23 protein-coding genes are annotated in these 21,737 nt (G+C 70.4%); 11 read left to right on the top strand and 12 right to left on the bottom strand.

Annotation, left to right across the window (positions count from 1 at the left end; all coding sequences use genetic code 11):
- Nucleotides 1-122: 122 nt before the first annotated feature.
- The 3 genes from MRBLWO14_RS08095 to MRBLWO14_RS08085 all read right to left on the bottom strand — a co-directional run bounded on the left by MRBLWO14_RS08095 (nucleotide 123) and on the right by MRBLWO14_RS08085 (nucleotide 3,631).
- Nucleotides 123-269, bottom strand: a complete 147-nt coding sequence (locus tag MRBLWO14_RS08095) for a hypothetical protein (RefSeq protein WP_341935941.1) — start codon at nucleotides 267-269, stop codon at nucleotides 123-125.
- Nucleotides 266-2,596, bottom strand: a complete 2,331-nt coding sequence (gene purL / locus MRBLWO14_RS08090; RefSeq protein ID WP_341935940.1) for a phosphoribosylformylglycinamidine synthase subunit PurL — start codon at nucleotides 2,594-2,596, stop codon at nucleotides 266-268. The genes MRBLWO14_RS08095 and purL overlap by 4 nt, the downstream gene beginning before the upstream one ends.
- 87 nt (nucleotides 2,597-2,683) lie before the next feature.
- Complete coding sequence (locus MRBLWO14_RS08085) at nucleotides 2,684-3,631, bottom strand: WYL domain-containing protein (protein WP_341935939.1); 948 nt, start codon at nucleotides 3,629-3,631, stop codon at nucleotides 2,684-2,686.
- Nucleotides 3,632-3,727: 96 nt separating this feature from the next.
- Here MRBLWO14_RS08085 and MRBLWO14_RS08080 point away from each other — a divergent pair, with 96 nt between their 5' ends.
- The gene (locus MRBLWO14_RS08080; protein WP_341935938.1) at nucleotides 3,728-4,180 is read left to right on the top strand and encodes a VOC family protein; all 453 of its coding nucleotides are present in this window, start codon (nucleotides 3,728-3,730) and stop codon (nucleotides 4,178-4,180) included.
- A 4-nt stretch (nucleotides 4,181-4,184) separates the two neighbouring features.
- On the opposite strand, the gene MRBLWO14_RS08075 is transcribed toward MRBLWO14_RS08080, so the two are convergent.
- Nucleotides 4,185-5,666, bottom strand: coding sequence for a serine/threonine-protein kinase (locus MRBLWO14_RS08075; RefSeq protein ID WP_341935937.1), 1,482 nt, complete (start codon nucleotides 5,664-5,666; stop codon nucleotides 4,185-4,187).
- A gap of 204 nt (nucleotides 5,667-5,870) precedes the next feature.
- Between MRBLWO14_RS08075 and MRBLWO14_RS08070 the strand changes: the two genes are divergently transcribed.
- From MRBLWO14_RS08070 to MRBLWO14_RS08060, 3 genes are all read left to right on the top strand, one after another.
- A complete protein-coding gene (locus MRBLWO14_RS08070; protein WP_096713984.1) occupies nucleotides 5,871-6,098 on the top strand; it encodes a DUF2188 domain-containing protein in 228 nt (75 codons plus the stop codon).
- Nucleotides 6,098-6,862: a 3-keto-5-aminohexanoate cleavage protein gene (locus MRBLWO14_RS08065; RefSeq protein WP_341935936.1), complete on the top strand. Its 765-nt coding sequence runs from the start codon at nucleotides 6,098-6,100 to the stop codon at nucleotides 6,860-6,862. The genes MRBLWO14_RS08070 and MRBLWO14_RS08065 overlap by 1 nt, the downstream gene beginning before the upstream one ends.
- Nucleotides 6,863-7,015: 153 nt before the next feature.
- Nucleotides 7,016-8,200 carry an aminotransferase class I/II-fold pyridoxal phosphate-dependent enzyme gene (locus MRBLWO14_RS08060; RefSeq protein ID WP_341935935.1) on the top strand — a complete coding sequence of 395 codons (1,185 nt, stop codon included), beginning with the start codon at nucleotides 7,016-7,018 and terminating at the stop codon, nucleotides 8,198-8,200.
- Nucleotides 8,201-8,453: 253 nt separating this feature from the next.
- On the opposite strand, the gene MRBLWO14_RS08055 is transcribed toward MRBLWO14_RS08060, so the two are convergent.
- Together MRBLWO14_RS08055 and MRBLWO14_RS08050 are read right to left on the bottom strand one after the other, a co-directional pair.
- Nucleotides 8,454-9,449, bottom strand: a complete 996-nt coding sequence (locus MRBLWO14_RS08055; RefSeq protein WP_341935934.1) for an NAD(P)-dependent oxidoreductase — start codon at nucleotides 9,447-9,449, stop codon at nucleotides 8,454-8,456.
- Between the two features lie 4 nt (nucleotides 9,450-9,453).
- Complete coding sequence (locus MRBLWO14_RS08050) at nucleotides 9,454-10,785, bottom strand: MFS transporter (RefSeq protein WP_341935933.1); 1,332 nt, start codon at nucleotides 10,783-10,785, stop codon at nucleotides 9,454-9,456.
- Between the two features lie 131 nt (nucleotides 10,786-10,916).
- On the opposite strand from MRBLWO14_RS08050, the gene MRBLWO14_RS08045 reads away from it, so the two are divergent.
- The 4 genes from MRBLWO14_RS08045 (at nucleotide 10,917) to MRBLWO14_RS08030 (ending at nucleotide 15,931) form a co-directional block, all read left to right on the top strand.
- Nucleotides 10,917-13,220, top strand: coding sequence for an FAD-dependent oxidoreductase (locus MRBLWO14_RS08045; RefSeq protein ID WP_341935932.1), 2,304 nt, complete (start codon nucleotides 10,917-10,919; stop codon nucleotides 13,218-13,220).
- 27 nt (nucleotides 13,221-13,247) lie between these two features.
- A complete protein-coding gene (locus MRBLWO14_RS08040) occupies nucleotides 13,248-14,027 on the top strand; it encodes an IclR family transcriptional regulator (RefSeq protein WP_341935931.1) in 780 nt (259 codons plus the stop codon).
- A 240-nt stretch (nucleotides 14,028-14,267) separates the two neighbouring features.
- Entirely contained in the window at nucleotides 14,268-15,323 is a 1,056-nt protein-coding gene (gene gnd, locus MRBLWO14_RS08035) for a phosphogluconate dehydrogenase (NAD(+)-dependent, decarboxylating) (RefSeq protein ID WP_341935930.1), read from the top strand.
- A 137-nt stretch (nucleotides 15,324-15,460) separates the two neighbouring features.
- Nucleotides 15,461-15,931 (top strand): GNAT family N-acetyltransferase, encoded by a 471-nt coding sequence (locus MRBLWO14_RS08030; protein WP_341935929.1) that lies wholly within the window; start codon nucleotides 15,461-15,463, stop codon nucleotides 15,929-15,931.
- Nucleotides 15,932-15,935: 4 nt separating this feature from the next.
- On the opposite strand, the gene MRBLWO14_RS08025 is transcribed toward MRBLWO14_RS08030, so the two are convergent.
- The 4 genes from MRBLWO14_RS08025 to MRBLWO14_RS08010 all read right to left on the bottom strand — a co-directional run bounded on the left by MRBLWO14_RS08025 (nucleotide 15,936) and on the right by MRBLWO14_RS08010 (nucleotide 19,193).
- On the bottom strand, nucleotides 15,936-16,319 hold the full coding sequence (locus MRBLWO14_RS08025) for a VOC family protein (protein ID WP_341935928.1): 384 nt from the start codon (nucleotides 16,317-16,319) through the stop codon (nucleotides 15,936-15,938).
- Nucleotides 16,320-16,376: 57 nt separating this feature from the next.
- Nucleotides 16,377-17,141 (bottom strand): MerR family transcriptional regulator, encoded by a 765-nt coding sequence (locus MRBLWO14_RS08020; RefSeq protein WP_341935927.1) that lies wholly within the window; start codon nucleotides 17,139-17,141, stop codon nucleotides 16,377-16,379.
- A gap of 11 nt (nucleotides 17,142-17,152) precedes the next feature.
- Nucleotides 17,153-18,061, bottom strand: a complete 909-nt coding sequence (locus tag MRBLWO14_RS08015; protein WP_341935926.1) for a DUF2268 domain-containing putative Zn-dependent protease — start codon at nucleotides 18,059-18,061, stop codon at nucleotides 17,153-17,155.
- Between the two features lie 151 nt (nucleotides 18,062-18,212).
- A complete protein-coding gene (locus tag MRBLWO14_RS08010; RefSeq protein ID WP_341935925.1) occupies nucleotides 18,213-19,193 on the bottom strand; it encodes a hypothetical protein in 981 nt (326 codons plus the stop codon).
- A 255-nt stretch (nucleotides 19,194-19,448) separates the two neighbouring features.
- On the opposite strand from MRBLWO14_RS08010, the gene MRBLWO14_RS08005 reads away from it, so the two are divergent.
- Complete coding sequence (locus MRBLWO14_RS08005; protein ID WP_341935924.1) at nucleotides 19,449-20,018, top strand: dihydrofolate reductase family protein; 570 nt, start codon at nucleotides 19,449-19,451, stop codon at nucleotides 20,016-20,018.
- A 38-nt stretch (nucleotides 20,019-20,056) separates the two neighbouring features.
- Nucleotides 20,057-20,305 (top strand): hypothetical protein, encoded by a 249-nt coding sequence (locus MRBLWO14_RS08000; RefSeq protein WP_341935923.1) that lies wholly within the window; start codon nucleotides 20,057-20,059, stop codon nucleotides 20,303-20,305.
- Nucleotides 20,306-20,318: 13 nt separating this feature from the next.
- Here MRBLWO14_RS08000 and MRBLWO14_RS07995 read toward each other — a convergent pair whose 3' ends face one another.
- Nucleotides 20,319-20,606: a hypothetical protein gene (locus MRBLWO14_RS07995; protein ID WP_341935922.1), complete on the bottom strand. Its 288-nt coding sequence runs from the start codon at nucleotides 20,604-20,606 to the stop codon at nucleotides 20,319-20,321.
- An 84-nt stretch (nucleotides 20,607-20,690) separates the two neighbouring features.
- On the opposite strand from MRBLWO14_RS07995, the gene MRBLWO14_RS07990 reads away from it, so the two are divergent.
- Nucleotides 20,691-21,260, top strand: a complete 570-nt coding sequence (locus tag MRBLWO14_RS07990) for a TetR/AcrR family transcriptional regulator (protein ID WP_341935921.1) — start codon at nucleotides 20,691-20,693, stop codon at nucleotides 21,258-21,260.
- A gap of 68 nt (nucleotides 21,261-21,328) precedes the next feature.
- Here the strand turns inward: MRBLWO14_RS07990 and MRBLWO14_RS07985 are convergent, their stop codons facing one another.
- Entirely contained in the window at nucleotides 21,329-21,712 is a 384-nt protein-coding gene (locus MRBLWO14_RS07985) for a hypothetical protein (RefSeq protein ID WP_341935920.1), read from the bottom strand.
- Nucleotides 21,713-21,737 lie beyond the last annotated feature (25 nt).

The following is a 21,737-nucleotide window of genomic DNA, read 5'->3' as shown; positions in this document are numbered from 1 at the left end:
TGAGCCTATGCCGGTGACGAGACCTCCCCTCGGAACCGGAGAGGGGTGGCCGCTCGGGCGGTCACCCCTCACTTCCGTCTCGGGAACGGTCGAATCTGTGCGCGTCGCCGCTCCGGCGTCGCTCAGCCGAGGATCAGCGTGATCACGGTCGCGCCGCCGCCGCCGAGCAGCAGCGCCACGATCACCACCCACGCGACCACGCGGATGCGGCGGTTGCGGCGTTCGCCGAGGTCGCCGTAGTCGTCGTCGGGGCGGCTGATCTCGCTCATGCGCCGACCGGCTCCGCGACCGTCGGGCCGAAGGCCGCGGGAAGGGTGGCCTGAGAGCGCTCGCGGATCTCGGCGACGGGGATCGTGAACACGTCCTGCACCTCGAGCTGCGGTTCGCTGTCGGTCACGCCGATGCGGGCGACCGGGTAGCCACGGCCCTCGCACAGCCCGCGGAACTTCACGTCGTCCTCGCGGGGCACGGTCACGATCACACGGCCGGTCGACTCCGAGAACAGCGCGGATGCGGCATCCACTCCGTCGCGCTCGATGATCTCGTTGAGCCAGACGCGCGCGCCGACGCCGAAGCGCGAGACGCCCTCGGCGAGCGCCTGCGCGAGGCCGCCCTCCGACACGTCGTGCGCCGACGAGATCAGCCACTCGTCGCGCGCCGCCGACAGCAGACCTGCCAGGCGCTTCTCGCCCGCGAGGTCGACCTTCGGGGGGAGCCCGCCGAGGTGCTGGTGCACGGTCTCGGCCCACGCGGAACCCGAGAGCTCCGTCGAGGTCGTGCCGAGCAGGTAGATGTTCTGACCCTCGTCCTGCCAGCCGGACGGGATGCGGCGGGACACGTCGTCGATGATGCCGAGCACGCCGACGAGCGGCGTCGGGTGGATCGGCACGTCGCCCGTCTGGTTGTAGAACGAGACGTTGCCGCCGGTCACCGGGGTGCCGAGCTCGTAGCATCCGTCGGCGAGGCCGTCGACGGTCTGGCCGAACTGCCACATGACCTCGGGGTTCTCGGGGGAGCCGAAGTTCAGGCAGTCGGTGATCGCGGTCGGCACGGCACCGGTGACGGCGACGTTGCGGTACGCCTCGGCGAGCGCGAGCTGCGCGCCCGCATACGGGTCGAGCTGGCAGTAGCGGCCGTTGGCGTCGGTCGAGATCGCGAAGCCGAGACCCGACTCCTCGTCGACGCGGATCATGCCGGCGTCGTCGGGGAACGCCAGGGCGGTGTTGCCGAGCACGTAGTAGTCGTACTGGTTGGTGATCCAGCGCGTGTCGGCGAGGTTCGGGCTCGCGACGAGCGCGAGGAACTGCTCGCGCAGCTCGGCCGGGTCGTTCGAGCGGGGGAGGTTCTCCGCGGCATCCGCCTGGAGTGCGTCGATCCACGTCGGATAGGCGACCGGGCGGTCGTAGACGGGGCCGTCGACCGCGACGGTCGAGGGGTCGACGTCGACAATGCGCTCACCCTGCCAGTCGATGACGAGGCGTCCGTCGCCCGTGACCTCGCCGAGCACGGAGGTCTCGACCTCCCACTTGCCGACGACCTCGAGGAACGCGTCGAGCTTCTCGGGGGCGACGATCGCCATCATGCGCTCCTGCGACTCCGACATGAGGATCTCTTCGGCCGTGAGCGACGGGTCGCGCAGCAGCACGTTGTCGAGCGAGACCTTCATGCCGCTGTTGCCGTTGGCCGCGAGTTCGGAGGTCGCGCAGGAGATGCCGGCGGCGCCGAGGTCCTGGATGGCCTCGACGAGCTCGCCGCGGTACAGCTCGAGGCAGCACTCGATGAGCACCTTCTCGGCGAACGGGTCGCCGACCTGCACTGCGGGGCGCTTGGTGGGTCCGCCGTCGGCGAAGGTGTCGGATGCCAGGATGCTGGCGCCGCCGATGCCGTCGCCGCCCGTGCGGGCGCCGAAGAGCACGACCTTGTTGCCGACGCCGGTGGCATTGGCGAGCTTGAGGTCCTCGTGGCGGAGGACGCCCACGGCCAGCGCGTTGACCAGCGGGTTGGCCTGGTAGACGGAGTCGAAGACCGTCTCGCCGCCGATGTTCGGCAGGCCGAGGCAGTTGCCGTAGAAGCTGATGCCGCTCGTCACGCCGTGCACGACGCGGGCGGTGTCGGGGTGGTCGATCGCGCCGAAGCGCAGGGCGTCCATGACCGCGACGGGGCGGGCGCCCATCGAGATGATGTCGCGGACGATGCCGCCGACGCCGGTCGCCGCGCCCTGGAACGGCTCGATGAACGAGGGGTGGTTGTGCGACTCGGCCTTGAACGTGACGGCCCAGCCCTCGCCCACGTCGATGACGCCGGCGTTCTGCCCCATGCCGACCATGAGGCGTTCCTTCATCTCGTCGGACACCTTCTGGCCGAAGCGGCGCAGGTAGTTCTTCGACGACTTGTACGAGCAGTGCTCCGACCACATGACCGAGTACATCGCCAGCTCGCCGGAGGTCGGGCGGCGGCCCAGGATCTCCTTGATGCGGGCGTACTCGTCGTCCTTGAGGCCCAGCGCCGCGTAGGGCTGCTCCTTCTCGGGAGTCGCGATCGCGTTCTCGACGGAGTCGGGGACGTGCTTGTGGGCAGGTGCAGGGGCGGTGGTCACGCGCACTCCTAAGGAAGGGGCCGGCGGGGCGATCCCAGTCTACCGGGGGCGGATCGTGCTCTCGCCCGTGCGTCGGGGCGAGCGGGATCAGCGAGGGGATGCCGCGGCGAAGCGCGCCGAGAGGGTGCGCGCCGCCTCGGCCAGCGGCTCGGGACCCGCGACCGTGAACGGAGCGTCGAAGCGGGTCACGGCGGCGAGCACCCCGACCCAGGACCACGACCCGACCTTGACGCGGCACGACCGGTCGTCGACCGGGACCACCGAGCCGTCGGATCCGATCCACGGAGCGACCTCGTGCGCCGGGAGCTCGATCACGACCTCGCCGAAGCAGGGCCAGCGGTCCTCGGCATCCGACCCCTTGGCTCGGGCCGCGAGGTAGGTCTGCGCGTCCGCGGCGGGCAGGGGGCGCGGGGTGAACGAGGGGCCGGTCGGCACGCGCGGGGTCATCCGGTCGAGTCGGAAGGTGCGCCAGTCGTCGGCGTCGAGGTCCCAGGCGAGCAGGTACCACCGGCCCTCCCTCGCCACGACCGCGTGCGGCTCGGTGCGGCGGGGCGGACGATCGGCCGGACCGTAGTCGAACCGCAGCACGAGTCGATCGCGCGTGGCGGCGCTCGCGGCCTCGAGCACGCGCGGATCCACGCGCGTCTCGTTCTCGACCCCGGAGAAGCGGATGCCGTCGATGCGGTGCCGCAGTCGCGACGGCATCACCTGGCGCACGGTCGCGAGGGCGCGCGCCGCTGCGTCGTCGACGTCGATGCCGCTCGCGGGCATACCCTGCAGGGCGACCGCGATCGCGACGGCCTGCGCGTCGTCGAAGAGCAGCGGGGGCAGCTCCGATCCGGCATCCAGTCGGTAGCCGCCGTCCGGTCCCTTGGTCGCGGTGATGCGGTAGCCGAGCTCGCGCAGCCGGTCGACGTCACGGCGGACGGTGCGCGGGCTGACATCGAGGCGCTCGGCCAGCACGGGGCCCGGCCAGTCGCGCCGCGCCTGCAGGAGCGACAGCAACGACAGCATCCGTGACGAGGGACGGGACATGTCTCCATTCTCGTCCGAGAAGCGGACCGAAACTGACCTCTACTGCTGTGATCGTGGTTCTCACGGCATCCGCCGCCTCATCGACAGGAGAACCTCATGACCGTCACCACCACCACCCACCTCAACTTCCGCGGCACCGCCCGCCAGGCGCTCGAGTTCTACGGAACGGTGTTCGCCGCCGACGTCTCGATCGCGACGTACGCCGACTTCGGGATGCCGGCCGAGGCGCCCGGCTCCGATCGCGTCGTGTTCGGGCAGGTCGTGAACGCCGACGGCTTCCGCCTCCTCGCCTACGACGTGCCGGGCGCCGACGAAGCCGATTCCGTCGCCGGGAGCACTCGCCGCGAGAACGGCGTCACGCTCACGGACCGGACGTTCTTCCAGTCGCTGCAGGCCGGATCGCTCGACGAGCTGCGGGGCTACTGGGACGCACTCGCCGACGGCGCGGACATCATCGAGCCGCTCGCCGCCTCGGCCTGGTCGGCCGGATTCGGGATGTTGACCGACCGGTTCGGCGTGACCTGGGTGCTCGACGTGCGCGCGGCCTGACCGCTCAGCGGTCGTCGCCCTTGTCGCCCTTGTCGCCCTTGTTGCCCTTGTTGCCGTTGTTGTTGCCGGGGCCCTTGTTCTCGTTGCCGTTGTTGTTGCCCGGACCCTTGTTCTCGTTCTGCGCCGGCTGATCGACCGCCGGCTGGTTGAGGATCGGGTCCTGGTCGGTCGGCTCGCTCACGACCACCTCGACGGGGGCCTGTCCGGAGTCCTCCGGCGCGATGACGGTGCGCTCGGCGAAGGATGCCGCGAGCCGACCGCTCGCGGCGACGGGAGGGTTTCCGGCGACGAAACCGGTGGCGAGCGCGCCCGCGACGACGACCGCGGCGGCCGCGGCGATGCCGGCGACCGCACGCGGGTTGCGACGGCGGCGCGCGGCGGGTGTCGCGTCGAGCACCGCGGTGCGGTCGGTCGGCGGTTTCGTGGCGGCCGCAGGAGCGGCGGCGTCCGCGCCAGCGGCGGCTGCACCAGCGCCGACTGCGCCAGCGGCGGCTGCACCAGCGCCGACTGCGCCGGCAGCACCACGAGCCGCGGCACCGACGGGCACGCCGTCCGGGGAGGCGGCTGCGGCCGCGGCATCCGGCCCTGCGGCATCCGTGCCGGGGACGATGCCGGCTGCACCCGCGGGCGCGATGGCGGTCGGAGCCTCGCCGCGCATGAGCGCGCGCGCCGCGCGGGCGACCTCGCGCGCGGTGGGGCGTTCGGCCGGTTCGAGGCGTGTCATCTGCTCGAGCAGTCCGCGCCACTCCTCGGGCACGCTGTCGGGGATCGTGGGCGAGTTCATGAGCCGGGCGACTGCCGCTCCGCGTCCGGTGCTCATGGTGGGGTAGGCGGGCTCGCCGGTGAGGGCTTCGATGAGCATGAGGCCCAGCGAGAAGACGTCGACCGCCGTGCCTGGTTCGGCGTCGCGCAGCTGCTCCGGCGCCATGTAGGTGAGGGTGCCGAGCACGATGCCGGGCGAGGTCAGGCGGGGGCTGCCGACCGTGCAGGCGATGCCGAAGTCGGCGAGCTTCGCGGTCCAGGGACCGCCGCCGGGGTCGCGGGCGAGCAGGACGTTCGACGGCTTGACGTCGCGGTGCACGATTCCCGCTCCGTGCACGATCGACAGTGCTTCGGCGACGTCGCGTGCGACGCGGGCGACCTGGCGCGGACGCATCGGTCCGGTGCTCATGCGGCGGGCGAGGGTGGGTCCCTCGACGAACTCCATCACGAGGTAGCGCGGCCGACCGGGGATCAGCTGCGCGTCGTAGAGCGTGACCAGCGCGCGGTGGTCGACGGCCGCGAGCAGCGCTTTCTCGTTGTGGGCCCGCTCGGCGGACGAGGCCGCGCCGTCGTCCTCGTGGATCATCTTGATCGCGACGATGCGCTCGAGGTGCGTGTCCTCGGCCCGGTAGACGGTCGCCATGCCGCCGCGACCGACCCGCTCCTTGAGCACGTAGCGGCCGTCGAGCAGCGCCTCGGTGGGCGACATCACCTCGAGGCTCATCGGGCGCTCCGCGCAGCGGTCTTCGGGTCGGGCATGACATGACCGTACGGTGCGCAAATCACCCCGTCACCGCCCTTGACGTGGCGCGGGATGTCTGTATGCGACCGCATCCGTCCCATCGCCGAGGAGCGCCGATTCTGTCAAGCCCCTCCTGCCGTGTCCGAGCCCTCGCGTAGAAAAGAGGGAACGGAGAGGACATCCCCCATGGCTGCAGGAGACATCGAGACGTTCCAGCGCGACGGCATCTGGTTCAACCGGATCGAGGGGGAGTCACGTACCCTGGGGAACAGCTTCGAGACCCAGGAGGAGGCCGTGCGGGTCGGCCGAGGAGCAGCGACGGCACGGCAGGTCGCGCACAACATCCGCACCGAGGAGGGGCCGTCCGACACCGGCGGGCTGCACCAGTTCCACCCGCGGGAGCTCATGAACTGATGGCCGGGCCGGGCGACACGGGGTCCGTCGACGCACGACGGATGCTCGTGCAGGCGTGCCTCAACGGCGCACGCGAGCTCGCCCAGCACCCGCGTCTGACGGCCGACGCAACCCTCGCCGCCGCGGATGCGGCGCGGGCCGTCGCGGCCGGCGCGGGCGACATCCACGTGCACCCGAAGGATGCCGCCGGCCACGACTCCGTGGCTCCCGACCATGTCGCGGAATGGGTGAGGGCGCTGCGTGCGGCGTGCCCCGGCATCCCGATCGGTGTGACAACCGGTGCGTGGACCGAGCCCGACGTCGAACGCCGCCTCGCGGCGATCGAGGCATGGACCGAGCTGCCCGACCACGCCTCGGTGAACTGGCACGAGGCGGGAGCCGACGAGGTCGCCGTGGCTCTGCGGCGTCGAGGCGTCGGCGTCGAGGCCGGGATCTGGGACGGCACCGGATTCGAGGCCTGGCGTGACTCTCCCGTTCGCGGGGAGTGTCTGCGCGTGCTGATCGAGCTGCCTGACGAGGCCGCCGACGTCGTGCGCACTCACGCCGAAGGGCTCATCGCGCACGTGCGCGCGGAGGACGCCGAGGTCCCGATCCTGCTGCACGGCGAGGAGAGGTCGGCCTGGCCGGCGCTCGCGCTCGCCGTCGAGCTCGGACTCGACACCCGCATCGGATTCGAGGACACGCTCGTCCTGCCCGATGGCCGCTCCGCCTTCGACAACGCCGCCCTCGTGCGTGCGGCGATGGGCGTCGTGTCGGCGAGCTGAGGCGAGGATGCCGTCACGTGTCGACACATGATGTGCATGCCGATCGAGTGCGTCCGTAGGCTGGAGGCTCCCGTCGAAGGAGTCCCCGTGTCCGTCATCCGCATCGCGAGCGCCGCCCGGCGATGTCGGCCGGTGGGCTGAGAGCCGAACGACATGACCGACTCCGCGCGCCGCGCCACGCATCCCTTCGACACCAGGACCCGGTTCGACCTCGACCGCCCTGAGAGCCGCAAGTGGAGTCTGCATCCGGGCAGCATCGGCGCCTGGGTCGCGGAGATGGACTTCGGCATCGCCCCCGAGATCGCCGCGGCGCTGCACCAGGCGATCGACGAGGAGACCCTCGGATACCTCTCGCCGCCGCTCGCCGCCGACCTCGGGTCGGCCACCGCCGACTGGATGCGCACCGAGTACGGCTGGACCGTCGATCCCGAGCGCGTGCATCCGGTATCCGACGTGATGGCCGCGCTCCGCGTCGCCGTGGAGGAGTACGCGCCCGCCGGGTCGCCGGTGATCGTGCCGACTCCCGCGTATATGCCGTTCCTCACCTACCTGCCGTCGATCGGGCACTCCGTGATCGAGGTGCCGGGCGTCGAGGTCGACGGGCGCTGGCACCACGACCTCGACCGCATCGACGAGGCCTTCGCCGCCGGCGCGCGCACGCTCGTGCTGTGCAACCCGCACAACCCGACCGGCACCGTCGTCGACCGTGCCGAGCTCGAGGCGATCGCCGAGATCGTCGAGCGGCACGGCGGCCGGGTGTTCGCCGACGAGATCCACGCGCCGCTCCGCTTCGACGCGCGCCCGTTCACCCCGTACGCGTCGCTCTCTGAGGCGACGGCCGCGCACACCGTGACCGGCACGAGCGCGTCGAAGGCGTGGAACATCCCCGGACTCAAGGCCGCCCAGCTCGTGCTCTCGAACGACATCGACCAGGAGCAGTACCGCCGGTTCGGGTTCTCCGTGCAGCACGGCGCGTCGACGCTCGGAGTCGTCGCGTCGACCGCGGCGTACCGGGCGGGGCGGCCGTGGCTCGACGGGGTGCTCGCCTACCTCTCCGACTCGCGGCGCACGCTCGGCGAGCTCGTCACCGAGCATCTGCCCGGCGCGGTCTACCGCGAGCCCGAGGCCACCTACATCGGCTGGATCGACACGGGCGCGCTCGGCATCCCGGGCTCGCCGGCCCGGTTCTTCCGCGAACAGGCCGGCGTCGTGCTCACCGACGGCGCCCTGCTCGGGCACGGGTACGAGCGCTTCGTGCGCGTGGTGTTCGCGACGCCGCGGCCGATCCTCGCCGAGGCGCTCGCCGCGATGGGGGATGCCGTCCGCGCACCGCGCTGACCCGCCGCCGCCGGTTCACGAAGCGAGCGGAGCCCCTGCGGGTCGTTGAGCGAGCGGAGCCCCTGCGGGTCGTTGAGCGAGCGGAGCCCCTACGGGTCGTTGAGCGAGCGGAGCGAGACGAAACGCGGTGGGTGTCGGAGAACGGCGTGCGGCGTTTCGTCTCGGTGCTTCGCTCCTGGCTCGACGAGCGGGGGTCTGCGCGGGTCGTTGAGCGAGCGGAGCGAGACGAAACGCGGTTCCCTCCGCAGAGGGCCTACCGCCGCACCGCGTCCGCCCGCTCGCGTCGCGCCTGGACGGCGGCGTCGATCATGCGCGCCTCGTCGTACTCAGGCCGGAACCCGAGCAGCTCCCTGGCCCTGCCGTTGCTGGTCGTGTACGACGGCGCCGTGTCGGGCAGGGTCAGCGGCGTGGTCGGCAGCCCGGCGGCCTCTGCCAGACGGGTGGCGAACGAGCCGAGGTCGGTCGACGAGTCGGGGCCGAGCCCGATGACCTCGTGGCCGGAGGTGTCGCCTTCGAGCGCCAGCACCACCCCGCGCGCGAGGTCGGGCGCGGCCATGATCCCCATGGTGGTCGGGCTGCCGTCCGCCCGCTGAGCGACGATCACGGTGTCGGCGTCGTCGTCGGCGAACCCACGGAGCTGGTCGGCGACGAATGCGTTGCCCGCGGCATCCTCTTTCGCGAACCGCGCCTTCGCGAAGAAGCGCGGACCGGAGAAGAACGACGTCGGGTCGAGCAGCTCGGCGGGATGCTGCGTGTGCGAGAACCGCAGCACCACCGTGTCCCAGCCCAGGGTGCGGCCGGCGAACGCGACCGTCTCCTCCGCCAGCACCTTGCTGAGTCCGTACCAGGTGCGGGGGAGACGCGGATGCTGCTCGTCGACGGGCTGGTACTGCGGCGCGTTCTCGGGGTACACCTCGCCGGTGCTCGCGAGCACGAAGCGCCGCACCGACGACCCGGTCAGCGCACGCACGAGCGCGACGGTTCCGGTGACGTTGGCCTCGTAGACGGCCTCGGCGTCGGCGTCGTTCCACGACATGAAGGCTCCGAGGTGCGCCACGGCCTCGGCATCCGCCAGTCGCTGATCGCGGGGTGCGAGCGCCGTGAGGTCGGTCACGATGTGCTCCACGCCGGGGATCGGCTCGACCGGGGCGACCCGGTCGAGGCCGATCACCTCGTGGCCGCGCGAGACGAGCTGCGCGGCCACGGTCGATCCGACGCGCCCGGAGGCTCCGGTGACGACGATGCGCATGCGCTCAGCCCTTCTCGATCAGCGGGCTCTTCGCGGTCTCGCGGGCCCCGATCACGACGACGAGCGTGATGACGGCGGCGCCCATCACGTAGAACGCGGGGGCGTAGGTGTTGCCCGTCCACGAGATGAGGCTCTGCGAGAACCACGGCGTGATGCCGCCGAACGCGGCGACGGAGATGTTGTACGCGATCGCCATCGAGCCGTAGCGGATGTTCGTGGGGAACAGCTCGGCCATCGCGGCGCTCATCGCCCCGTCGTACGCGGCCATGAAGACGCCGAGGATGATCATCGCGACCACGGCGGCGAGGAACGCCCCCGAACCCATGAGCATGAGCGTGGGGTAGGTGAGGACGATGAAGCCGGACGCGCCGATGATCATGACGGGCTTGCGGCCGATGCGGTCGCTGAGCAGGCCGAACAGCGGCACGAGGATCATGATGGCCGCGAGGCCGATGGTCGTCACGGCGTAGGCCGTCTGCTGGTCGAACTTGAGGTCGGTCTGCAGGTACGAGGGCATGAAGGTCTGCAGGATCCAGTGGCCGACGGCCTTGAGCACGACGAAGCCGACGCAGAAGAGCAGGGCCTTCCACCAGCGCGAGATCGAGGTGCGCAGCGGCTTGGCGGTGACCTCGCCCTTCTCCTTGATCTTCTGGAACTCCGGGGTGTCCTCGAGCTTGAGGCGCAGGTAGAGCCCGGCCGCGCCGAGCGGCAGCGCGAGGGCGAACATGGCCCGCCAGCCCCAGTCGTTCAGGGCGTCGGAGCCGAGAGTGGCGGTGAAGAGGAGCACGAGACCGGATCCCGCGACGAAGGCCGCGAAGCCGAAGACGTCGACGAAGCTCGACACGAAGCCGCGGCGGTTGCTCGGTGCGTACTCGGCGAGCAGGGTGGTCGCGCCGCTGCTCTCGCCGCCGGCGGCGAAACCCTGCACGAGACGCACGATCACGAGAAGGAGGGGCGCCACGAGACCGATCGCGTCGTAGGTGGGCAGGATGCCCATGACGAACGTCGCCCCGGAGGTGACCATGATCACGAGGCCGAGCGTGGTGCGGCGGCCGATGCGGTCGCCCATGGAGCCGAAGAACAGGCCGCCGATGGGCCGCATGATGAATCCGGCGGCGAAGACCCCGAACGACGACAGCAGCGCCGCCTGCGGGTCACCCGTCTGGAAGAAGTGCAGCGCGATGACCGTGGCGAGGGTGCCGTAGAGGCCGAAGTCGAACCATTCGACGAAGTGGCCGACTCCGGCGGCCGTGATGACCTTGCGCATGCGCCGACGGCGCTCGTCGTCGGTGAGAACCGCGGTGCCGACGCCGTCGGCGGTGTCAGTGATACCCATTACGCGTCCTTGAGTAGAGGTGGTGGGGACACCACAATCGTAGCGTCTGATGAGAAGCTACTACCGCTGAGTGGTAATCTGCAACCTCTGAACGGTAATCCAGGTAGTCTGGACAGCGACGAGGAGGTCCGATGATCAAGGCGGAGAGCCAGGTGGACGTGGTGGTCGTCGGCGGGGGGCTCGCCGGCACGTGCGCGGCCATCGCCGCAGCGCGGATGGGTTCGCGCGTCGCGCTCATCCAGAACCGGCCGGTGCTCGGAGGCAACTCGTCGAGCGAGGTGCGGGTGTGGGTCGTCGGCGCCACGGCCCACGGCACGCAGCGGTTCGCCCGCGAGACGGGGATCGTCGGCGAGCTCGTGCTCGAGAACCAGTACCGCAACCCCGAGGGCAACCCCTACTACTGGGACCAGGTGCTGCTCGACGCCGTGCGGTCGGAGCCGAACATCTCGCTGCACCTCAACACCGACGTCCGCGAGGTGCGGATGCACGAGACGTCGTCCGACGAGGCGCCGCGCATCGCCGCCGTGGTCGGCTGGACCATGGGCAGCGAGATCGAGACGGTGTTCGAGGCCCCCGTCTTCCTCGACTGCTCGGGCGACGGGCTGATCGGCCACCTCGCCGGTGCCGGCTACCGCGTGGGCCGCGAGTCGAAGGCCGAGTTCGACGAGCCCTGGGCACCCGACCACGCAGACAGCGAGCTGCTCGGCAGCTCCCTCTTCTTCTACACGAAGGATGCCAGCAGACCCGAGCGCTTCGTGCCCCCGCTGATCGCCAAGGACATCCGCGAGACGCCCATCGTGCGCAACCGCATCATCCGCACCGGCGACAACGGCTGCGACTACTGGTGGATCGAGTGGGGAGGGCACCTCGACACCGTCTCATCGAACGAGCAGATCCGCGACGAGCTGTGGTCGATCGTCTACGGCATCTGGGACTACATCAAGAACTCCGGCGAGTTCGACGCCGACCGGCTCACCCTGGAGTGGGTCGGAGCGATCCCCGGCAAGCGCGAGTACCGGCGGTTCATCGGCGACTACACGATGACGCAGCACGACGTGCTGGAGCAGACGGCGTTCGACGACGCCGTGGCCTTCGGCGGCTGGTCGATCGACCTCCACCCCGTCGAGGGCGTGTACGCCGAGAAGGCGGGGGCGCTGCAGCGGTACAGCGACGGCATCTACCAGATCCCGTTCCGCAGCCTCTACTCGCGCGACGTCTCCAACCTCCTCTTCGCCGGCCGCAACATCTCGGCGTCGCACATCGCGTTCGGCTCCACCCGCGTCATGGCCACCTGCGCCACGCAGGGGCAGGCCGTCGGCACGGCCGCCGCACTGCTCGCCCGCGACGGGCTCATACCCCGCGACCTCGCCGGGTCGCACCGGGGTGCGCTGCAGGCGGCGCTCCTCCGCGAGGATGCGCCGGTGTTCGGTATCTCCGCGACCGACGCCGACGACCTCGCGCCGGCGGCGACGGTCACGGCGTCGAGCGCGCTCACCGAGGTGTCGACCCGCGCGCACCGCACGGCCGACACGCTGCCGCTCGATCGCGACATCGCCGTGATGATCCCGGTCGACCCGCGGATCGAGGGCGTCGAGCTCGACGTCGTCGTCGGGTCCGACACCACGCTCCGCATCGAACTCTGGACCACGGGCAAGCCGCAGAACGCCGTGCCCGTCGAGCAGATCGCCGAGGTCGAGGTTCCGGTCGCCGCGGGTGCGGACTCCGTCACCGCCCCTCTCGCCTGGAACCCGCAGACGCCGGCCAACACGGTCGTCGTCGTGCGCGCCGACCCGCACGTCTCCCTCGTGCTCACGGACGAGCGACCCTACGGCGTGCTGGCGATGGGCGCGAAGCGCGCCGACGACGCCGCGTTCGACGACCACATCCCCGACGCCGACCACCAGCTCGTCACCGACTGGAACGCCCGCATGCTGCGCCGCCGCAGCGTCTCGCTCCGCGCGCTCGGCGAGACCCGCGCGTGGTCGGCGGACAAGGTCGTCGACGGCAGCAACCGGCCCTACGGTGGGCCGCGCATGTGGTCGTCGGAGCGGGTGGATGCCGAGGCGCTCGCCGCCGCGCCGGAGTGGATCGAGCTGCGCTGGCCGAAGCCGGTCGCCGCGGCATCCGTCCGTCTCGTGTGGAACGACGACGTCGACGAGGACCTCATCAACCTGCACCACCACCGCACCGAGTTCACCGTGATTCCCGAGCTCGTCGCCGACTACGAGGTGCAGGTGCAGGTCGACGGCGCGTGGCTGTCGGTCGCCGCGGTGACCGACAACAGGCACCGGCACCGCATCCACGACTTCGCGCGGCACGAGATCGAGGCCGTGCGGGTGCGCGTGAGCCGTACGAACGGCTACGCGTACGTGACGCTGAGCAGCGTGCGCGTGTACGCCGAGCCGAGCGGGCGCGATGTCGCACTGCCCTGGTGAGGCGCGGTCGTAGGGGAGACTGGGGGCATGGCGGCAGAGGTGCAGCAGGGAGTCGGTCGGGCGGCGGCGGTGCTCGAGGCGATCGCGAGTGCGACCGGCGGGCCTCCCCGCGCCTCCGACATCTCGCGTGCGACCGGTCTCGGCGCGTCGACGATCGCCCGCATGCTGACGACCCTCGAAGAGCTCGGCTACGTGTCGAAAGTCGAGAACGGCTACGCGATCGGTGCCGAGGTCATGTCGCTCGCGAGCCGCGGACTCAACCAGTACCCGATCCACCGCGAGAGCCGCACCCCCGTGCAGGAGCTCGCCCAGCGCACGGGGTTCAGCGCGAACGTCGCCGTGCGCGTCGGCGACAGGGCCGTGTACCTCTCGCACGCCGAGGGCGAGCTCGCGCGCAAGTCGCACACCATGGTCGGACTCGGGCAGCCCCTGCACGCCTCCGCGCTGGGCAAGTGCCTGCTGCTCGGCCTCACCGCGCAGGAGCGTCGCGACCTGCTCGGCGACGATCTGCCGAAGTACACGGTGAACACGATCGGCGATCATGACGCGCTCGACGCCGAGCTCGACCGGGTCAGCCGCGACGGGTACGCGACCGAGGACCAGGAGCTGGCCCTGGGGCGGCTGTGCGTCGCCGCGCCCATCCGCGATGCGACCGGACAGGCGGTCGGCGCGATCTCGCTGTCCGGCCGCCTCACGATGATGCGCGACTACGGACTCGATCGGCTGCAGGAGGACGTCGTGGAATCCGCCGACCGGATCAGCGTGGCCCTCGGCCTCATCTCGGCGGTGCCGCCGACCGCGCGCTGAGCGGCGCGAATCGATCCCGCATGACCCTCGGCTCGTCGAGCGAGCGAAGTTCCCGGGCGGTTGAGCGAGCGACTCCCTCTTCGCGGGTCGTTGAGCGAGCGAAGCGAGACGAAACGCGGCTCCCTCCGCAGAACCCGCCGATCCCTCCCACCTCTCCGCGAAACGCGCCACCCCCTTTGGTCGCAGCCCGCGGGCGTGTGAGGATGACGACATCCCTGCTCGGCGATGGAAGGAACCCTCATGCAGCTCGCGATGATCGGACTCGGACGGATGGGCGCGAACATCGTGCGCCGCCTGATGCGCGACGGACATGAGTGCATCGTCTACGACGTCAATGCGGATGCCGTGCAGGCACTGGTCGCGGAGGGTGCCGTCGGGGCGGACAGCATGGCCGACCTCGCGTCGAAGCTCGAGGCTCCGCGCGCGGTCTGGATGATGGTGCCCGCGTCGCTGACCGGCTCGGTGGCCGATGAGGTCTCGGCCGTTCTCGACGAGGGCGACATCCTCATCGACGGCGGCAACTCGAACTACCGCGACGACGTCCGTCGGGCGAAGGCGCTGAAGGAGCGCGGCATCCACTACGTCGATGTGGGCACGAGTGGCGGCGTCTTCGGACTCGACCGCGGCTACTGCCTCATGGTCGGCGGGCCGGACGAGGCCGTGCAGCGGATCGAGCCGATCCTGAAGACTATCGCGCCGGGCGAGGGCGAGATCGAGCGCACCCCCGGGCGCACCGGCGAGCTCGGACCGGAAGAGCTCGGCTACCTGCACTGCGGCCCGTCGGGCGCGGGGCACTTCGTGAAGATGGTGCACAACGGCATCGAGTACGGCATCATGGCGTCGATCGCCGAGGGCCTGAACCTGCTGCACAACGCGGATGCCGGGGTGCGCGAGGCCGAGCACTCCGCCGAGATTGCGCCGCTGGAGGAGCCGGAGTACTACCAGTTCCCCATCGACACCGCGAAGGTCTCGGAGCTGTGGCGCCGCGGATCGGTGATCTCGTCGTGGCTGCTCGACCTGACGGCGGCGGCGCTCGCCGAGAACCCGACGCTCGACGGGCTCGCGGGTCGCGTCTCCGACTCGGGCGAGGGCCGCTGGACGGTCAAGGCCGCGGTCGACGTGGGTGTTCCGGTGCCGGTGCTCGCGGCATCCCTCTTCGAGCGCTTCGCGTCGCGCGACGAAGACCGGTTCGCGAACCAGGTGCTGTCGGCGATGCGTCTGCAGTTCGGCGGCCACAAGGAGCTCCCGGCCGGCGACGTGCTCGAGGCCGGCTCCCGCAAGGCCGAATCCAACTGAGGAGCGGCCCCGGGTCGTTGAGCGAGCGAACCCTCCCCCCCCGGGTCGTTGAGCGAGCGAAGCGAGACGAAACGCGCTACATTCCTCGGATCGCCACACTCCGGCATCCCGATACTTCTCTACCCGAAAGAGACCCGATGAACGAGCCCCGCGCGTACCGCATCCGCACGGCCACGCCCGACGATGCGCCGCGCATCGCCGAGCTGCTGCACGCCTTCAACACCGAGTTCGACACGGCCACGCCGGGGGTCGAGGTGCTCACTCGACGGCTGCGGACCCTGCTCGCGGGGCCCTCGACGTTCGCGGTCCTCGGCGGGGAGCCGGCGATCGGCGTCGCGCTGGTGACGGTGCGTCCGAACGTGTGGTCGGATGGCCCGGTCGCTCTGCTCGACGAGATGTACGTGTCGCCGGAGGAGCGCGGCGGAGGCATCGGCGGCGAGATCCTGCGGGTGATGGTCGAGGCGTGCCAGCGGTTGGGCGTCGCCGAGATCGAGATCAACGTCGACGAGTCGGATGCCGACACGATGCGCTTCTACGAGGCCCACGGCTTCACCGGCGCTGACCCGGCGACCGGCGAGCGGGCCTTCTACTACTCCCGCACGCTCTGATCCGTCACCGCCCGCCAGCACTCCAGCCCGCCCAGTCCGGCCGGTCGACGATGCAGAAGCGGTTGCCTTCCGGATCCTGCATGGTCACGTAGTCCGCGTCGTCGGGACGCCCTTCCCACGGCACGACGGTCGCGCCGAGTGAGGAGAGGCGCTCGACCTCGGCATCCTGATCCTCGGCATAGATGTCGAGGTGGATGCGGGGCGGCAGCACCCGCTCGGAGCGATGTGCGTCGAGCGCGATGCAGGGAGCGTCGGCGTCGCGCGGCTTCAGCACGACCCAGTCGTCGGTCGCGGGGTCGCGTTCGACGTAGTCGAGGGCGGCCTTCCAGAACTCGGTCTGTGCGGGCAGGTCGTCCACGCGGATCACGATCGACACGATCTTCAACATGCCGGTCACGCTAGAGCGCTCGACGGATGCCGCGACAGGCCGTTGCGACGCGAGCGATCACCGCTTCCGCACGTGGAGGCGCAGAGCCGCGGCGGCGAGGGCCGCGGCATCCGGCGTCCCGAACGTGTCGTGGAAGTCGGGGTTCGTCTCGTACTGGTCGGCCATGCCGAGCACCATCGCCGTCGCGTTCTCGGCGTCGCCGGCGTGCGTGGGCGTGCCGGGGATCTCGGCGAACCAGTCCAGGTGCGAGGCGGCATGCCTTTGCGCCTCGGGCGACTCCGGGCCGAGACCTTGCTCGTGCAGCTCGCGCCACCGCCCGACGAGTGCATCGGTGCGGGCCTTCCACTCGCGCTGCTGTCGCACCGATTGGCCGTGCCACCAGCGGTTCGAGGCGTCGAAGGCTTCGCGTCCCCAGCGCTGCACGACCTCGTCTTCGTAGTCGTCGTTGAAGCCCTGCAGCATGATGTCCATGCGCGGTTCGCGTCCCTGGGTGCGCATCTCGATGGTGTGCTCGACCGACGCGATGCGGCGGGCGACGGCATCCTGCTCGGTCTGCAGCTGCGCGAGGTGTGCGCGCAGAGCGGCGACCTCGGCCTCGGGCGTCTCGGCGGCATCGAGGACTGACGAGATCTCGGCGAGCGGCATGCCCGCGTCGCGCAGGAGCAGGATGCGTTGCAGCCGCGCCACCGCTACGGGGCCGTAATACCGGTAGCTGTTCGAGCCGATCCGGTCGGGCGACAGCAGTCCGATGCGGTCGTAGTGGCGCAGGGTGCGCCCGCTGATGCCCGCGCGCTCGGCGAGCTCGGAGACGGTCCACTCCATGCGTGCTCCCTTCAGTCGTCGGTGATCGCAGCCAGTCCGAGGTGCGGAAGGGCGACCGACAGGATGCCGGATGACGGCGCATGCACGGATTCCGCCGCCGTGCGTCCGCTCACCTCACGGTACGCCTCGACGAGGCGGGCGCCCGCGGCGTAGCCGGCGCCGGTGGGGAGTCCGACGGGTTCGCCGCCGAACAGACGCGCTGTCGCGTCGCCGAGCACCCACGCCGCGAAGTCCTGCATGCCGGTGACGCCGAGACCGGAAGTGACCTTTTCCAGCACGCGATCGTCGGCGCGGGTCTCAAGTGAGACGAAGTGCGTGTAGCCGGAGGGGCCGTACAGTTCGGTGGCGAAGATGTCGGCGAGTCCCTCGGAGATCACGTGCTCTCCGACGGTGACCGTGGTCGGATCCCAGACGACGCCGCCGGGGGAGTAGCGCACGGTGTGGTGCAGCTCGTGCACGCTGATGGCCTCGAGTCGGTCGAGCACGCGTGGGGTCGGCCACAGCGTGAGGGTGATGTACCCGCTGATGCCGCCGAACCCGGACAGCCCCTGCACCTCATCGACGAAGTGCGCGTTGGTCGGATCTCCGAGTAGCAGCAGCACGGTCAGGTCGGGGACCAGGATGCCGGGATTCGCGCGCTCCAACGCCTCGATGCCGGTGTGCAGCGCGGTCTCGATGCGTTGCCATGCGTCGGCGTCGACGAGCGCGTCGAGTCCCGCGCGAAGCGCATCCGACGGATGCTCGGCGTCGAACCCGAAACTCTGCCGATGCACGTCGGCGAGATCGAGCCCGCCGGGGACGAAGTGGTACATGCCCGCCATCGGCGCCCACATCTCGCGGATGAGGTCGGCGCGAACGGCCGGATCGGCGTCGAGGATGCGGGCGGTCGCGGAGGCACTGTCGATCAGGGTGACGGTCATGTCATCCGACGGTAAACGTTGCCCTCGCGTCAAGGTCAACCGCCCGGTCCCCCGGGTCGTTGAGCGAGCGAAGCCCCCGGGTCGTTGAGCGAGCGAAGCCCCCCCCGGTCCGTTAAGCGAGCGAAGCGAGACGAAACGAGGTTCCGTCCGTCTATCGCGTGAACGTCATCGTGCCGTCGGCATCCTTCGTCAGTGTTCCGGTGTACACCGCGGGCTCGGGGTAGGTGACGCCGTCGGCGCGCACGGTGAAGCCCTTCGAGTACTCGACCCGCCCGTCACTGACCACCGGTCCCGTGGCCGGCGTGCGGAACCACTCGACGGTCGACGGGTCGACCAGCGGCTTGCCGTACGCGAGCACCTGGGGCGGGCAGGACGGTCCGGCCATCCCCTCGGCCACGCAGGCGTCGGTGAGGGCGTCGATCTGCGCGTCCGCCGCCTCGATCACGTCGGGCTCCACCCATGCGCTGACCGACAGGTTCCAGTGCGTGACCGTCGCGTTCGAGGGGAAGTCCGATGCCGGGTCCGCGTCGTCCATCGGCCACGGCAGCGTGAACTCGTTGGTGCCGTCATCGTCGAGCTGCGTCGTACCGGTCGGGTCGTCGTACCCGATGTCGTACAGGGCGGGCAGCAGGTACAGGTCGTGCGCGTCATCGGGCTGCATCGCGTAGTCGAGCTCACCGTTCACGACGATGCGCCCGGGGGAGGCGACGTTGATGATCGAGAACTTCTCATCGCGCCACGAGATCGTGCGCTCGCCGTCGTCGTTCTTCACCTGGAAGGTCGCGCTCGCCGGATTCTCGGGGTCGTCGAGCACGAACTCCACGGTTGCCGTGACGGTGTATTTGTCGGACCCCTTCGTCTTCACGACCTTCGCGTCGGAGGGGAGGGCAGCGGATGCCGCGTAGAAGTCCTCGTCGAGGAACTCGGCCGGGAAGTCGATCGACGTCATCGCCGCGGCATCCGTCGTCTCGCCGGCTTCGAGGTGGCCGAAGAACTCCTCGAGCAGGGCGACGCTCTCGGTGGTGTCGCCGTCGCCGGTCACGTTTCCCGACGGACTGCACCCGGCCAGGGCGACGACCGCGAGGGTGGAGAGGGCGAGGGTGCGGGTCGCGCGCAGGCGCAGAGACGTCATGTGGACTCCGGTCGTCGGTCGCGCGACTCCCCCGCGCGGGCTCGTGGCTCCACGCTATCGGGAGCGGTCGTCGAGCAAGCGAAGCGAGACGAAACGCGGTGATCTCTTCGGGTCGTTGAGCGAGCGGAGCGAGACAACCGCGGTGATCTCTTCGGGTCGTTGAGCGAGCGGAGCGAGACGAAACGCGGTTCCCTCCCCGAGGCGTACTCTGTACCGCGTCCGATCCCATACTTCGCGCATCAAGGGAGCAGCGCCATGAGACCACTGCGGTATGCGATCAACGTGACCCTCGATGGCTGCGTCCATCATGAGGCCGGGGTCGCGCCCGATGACGAGCTGATGCGTTTCTGGACCGACCAGATGGACGAGTCGGATGCCGAGCTCTACGGCCGCGTCACGTTCGAGATGATGCGGGAGGCGTGGAAGCGTCCGGATGACGGCGTCTGGCCCGACTGGATGGACGCGGGTGAGCAGGAGTTCGCCGACACCCTCGACCGGGCGAAGAAGTACGTCGTCTCGAGCACCCTCGACGAGGTCGATTGGAATGCCGAGCTCGTGCAGGGCGACCTCGCCGAGGCCGTGCGGCGTCTGAAGGAGCAGCCGGGCAAGGGCCTGTCGGTCGGCGGCGTCGCACTGTCGCGGTCGCTCGCCGACCTCGGTCTGATCGACGAGTACATCTTCGTCGTGCATCCGATCGTCGCCGGGCACGGCCCGTATCTGTTCGAGGGCTTGCGCGAGCGTATCGGCTTGGAGCTCGTGGAACGGCGCGAGTTCCGGTCGGGTGCGGTTGCCCAGGTTTACCGGCGGGTGGACGCGACCTCTTAGGGTTTCGGTCAGCGTAGCCATATGACTACGCTGACCGCATGAGCAGCGAGATCCGTGCGAACGGCGACCGTCGGGTCTTTCGTGTCGTGTGCAACGTCGTCATCCTCGCGGGTCTCGTCGCGGCCCCGCTTCTGGTCCTCGGCATCCTGCCCGATTGGGTCGGCTCCGCGCTCTTCCTGTTCGCCCTGATGTGGGTGGCTGTTGGCGCAACGCTTCCGGGGCCGCGACGCGAGTCGAGCGAAGGACGTCCGTCAAGCGACGGCAGCGGCGCCGGCCTTCAGCACTGACCGCCCGGGACCGTCAGTGATCCGACGAGCGGCGCTGCAGCATCAGACCGAGCTGCCAGGCGAGCGCGCACAGCCCCCACACCGCTGAGACGGTCCCGATCACGGCCGCGCCGAGAGCCAGCGCGGGGAATCCGCCTCCGGTCCCGGCCGCGTCCGCCGCGACGCCCGCGGCGAGCAGCTCGGACGCACCCCACCACAGCAGGATGCCGCCGCCGACGAGCGCGAGGATGCTGGCGACGACCCGTCGTTGTGTCGTGGCAGACCCGGGTGATCGGCGTCTCAAGGGGCCGTGCGCGGTCATGCGTCCCAGCTAACACCCCGGATGACGTCATGGCAGCATTCCACGCAACGTCGCGCCCCGGCATCCGTCAGTAGCCTTGTCCTCATGCCTCGTCCTCGTAGTGAAGCCGCGCGCCGGTCCGTGCTCGACGCGATGCGCACGGCCGTCGTCGCCGGCGCGTACGAGGCTGTGACGATCGAGGGACTCGCGGAGTCGGCGGGAGTCGCGAAGCAGACGATCTACCGCTGGTGGCCGTCGAAGGCGGCGATCCTCGGTGAGGCGCTGCTCGAGGGCGACCTGCCCGGAGCCGACGTCGAGGTGCCGATCACCGACGACATCCGCGCCGACCTGCACGCGTGGTTTTCGGCGATGTCGGCGGGACTCGGCAGCCCCGAGGGAACGGCACTCGCCCGGGCGCTCATCGCGGTGACGGCCACCGACCACGAGCTCGGGCTCGCGCTGAACGAACGGTTGGCGGGTCCGATCCGGTCGTGGGTCGCGGAGCGCATCGACCGCGGACAGTCGGCGGGCGACATCCGCCCGGACGTGGATGCCGACGCCATCGCCGATCAGCTCATCGCGATGGCGTCGTATGCGGCGCTCATCGGGCAGCCGCTCAGCGACGCCCGCATCGACGAGACGGTCACGCGGCTGCTCCGCGGCATCGCGAGCTGATCGGCGCCGCCGCGCCTCGGGTCGTTGAGCGAAGACGACGAAGTCGCCTGAGACGAAACGCCTCGACCCTACGGCGTGCAGTACCCGACGATGGCCTCGGTCGCGGTGCGCAGCTGGGTGGTGACGGCATCCATGTTCCCGGGATTCCCTGCCAGCGCGTTCTCGCCCTCTGCGATGAGCGCGTCGATGCTGGTGGTCCACGTCTCGCGCAGGGTGACGAACTCATCCGGACCGTCGATGCCGCGGATCTTCTCGACCACACCGCGCACCTCGTCGAGTGCCGCCCGCGCCGCCTCCGGTGTCGGCGAGCTGAGCGCGTCGATCGCACCGCTCACCTGCACCGCTTGCGACGCGACCTCACCGCAGGCGGTGAGCTTCGACACATGCTCGGAGCATCCGGACAGCAGCAGGATGCCGACGGCCAGCGTGGCGAGAGCAGGGAGCTTCTTCATGCGAGCCAGGGTAACCGGCGGAGAT

This window comes from Microbacterium sp. LWO14-1.2, assembly GCF_038397715.1.
Classification (GTDB): domain Bacteria; phylum Actinomycetota; class Actinomycetes; order Actinomycetales; family Microbacteriaceae; genus Microbacterium.
The sequence above is the reverse complement of the archived record's forward strand: the minus strand, read 5'-3'. Positions and strand labels throughout refer to the sequence as shown.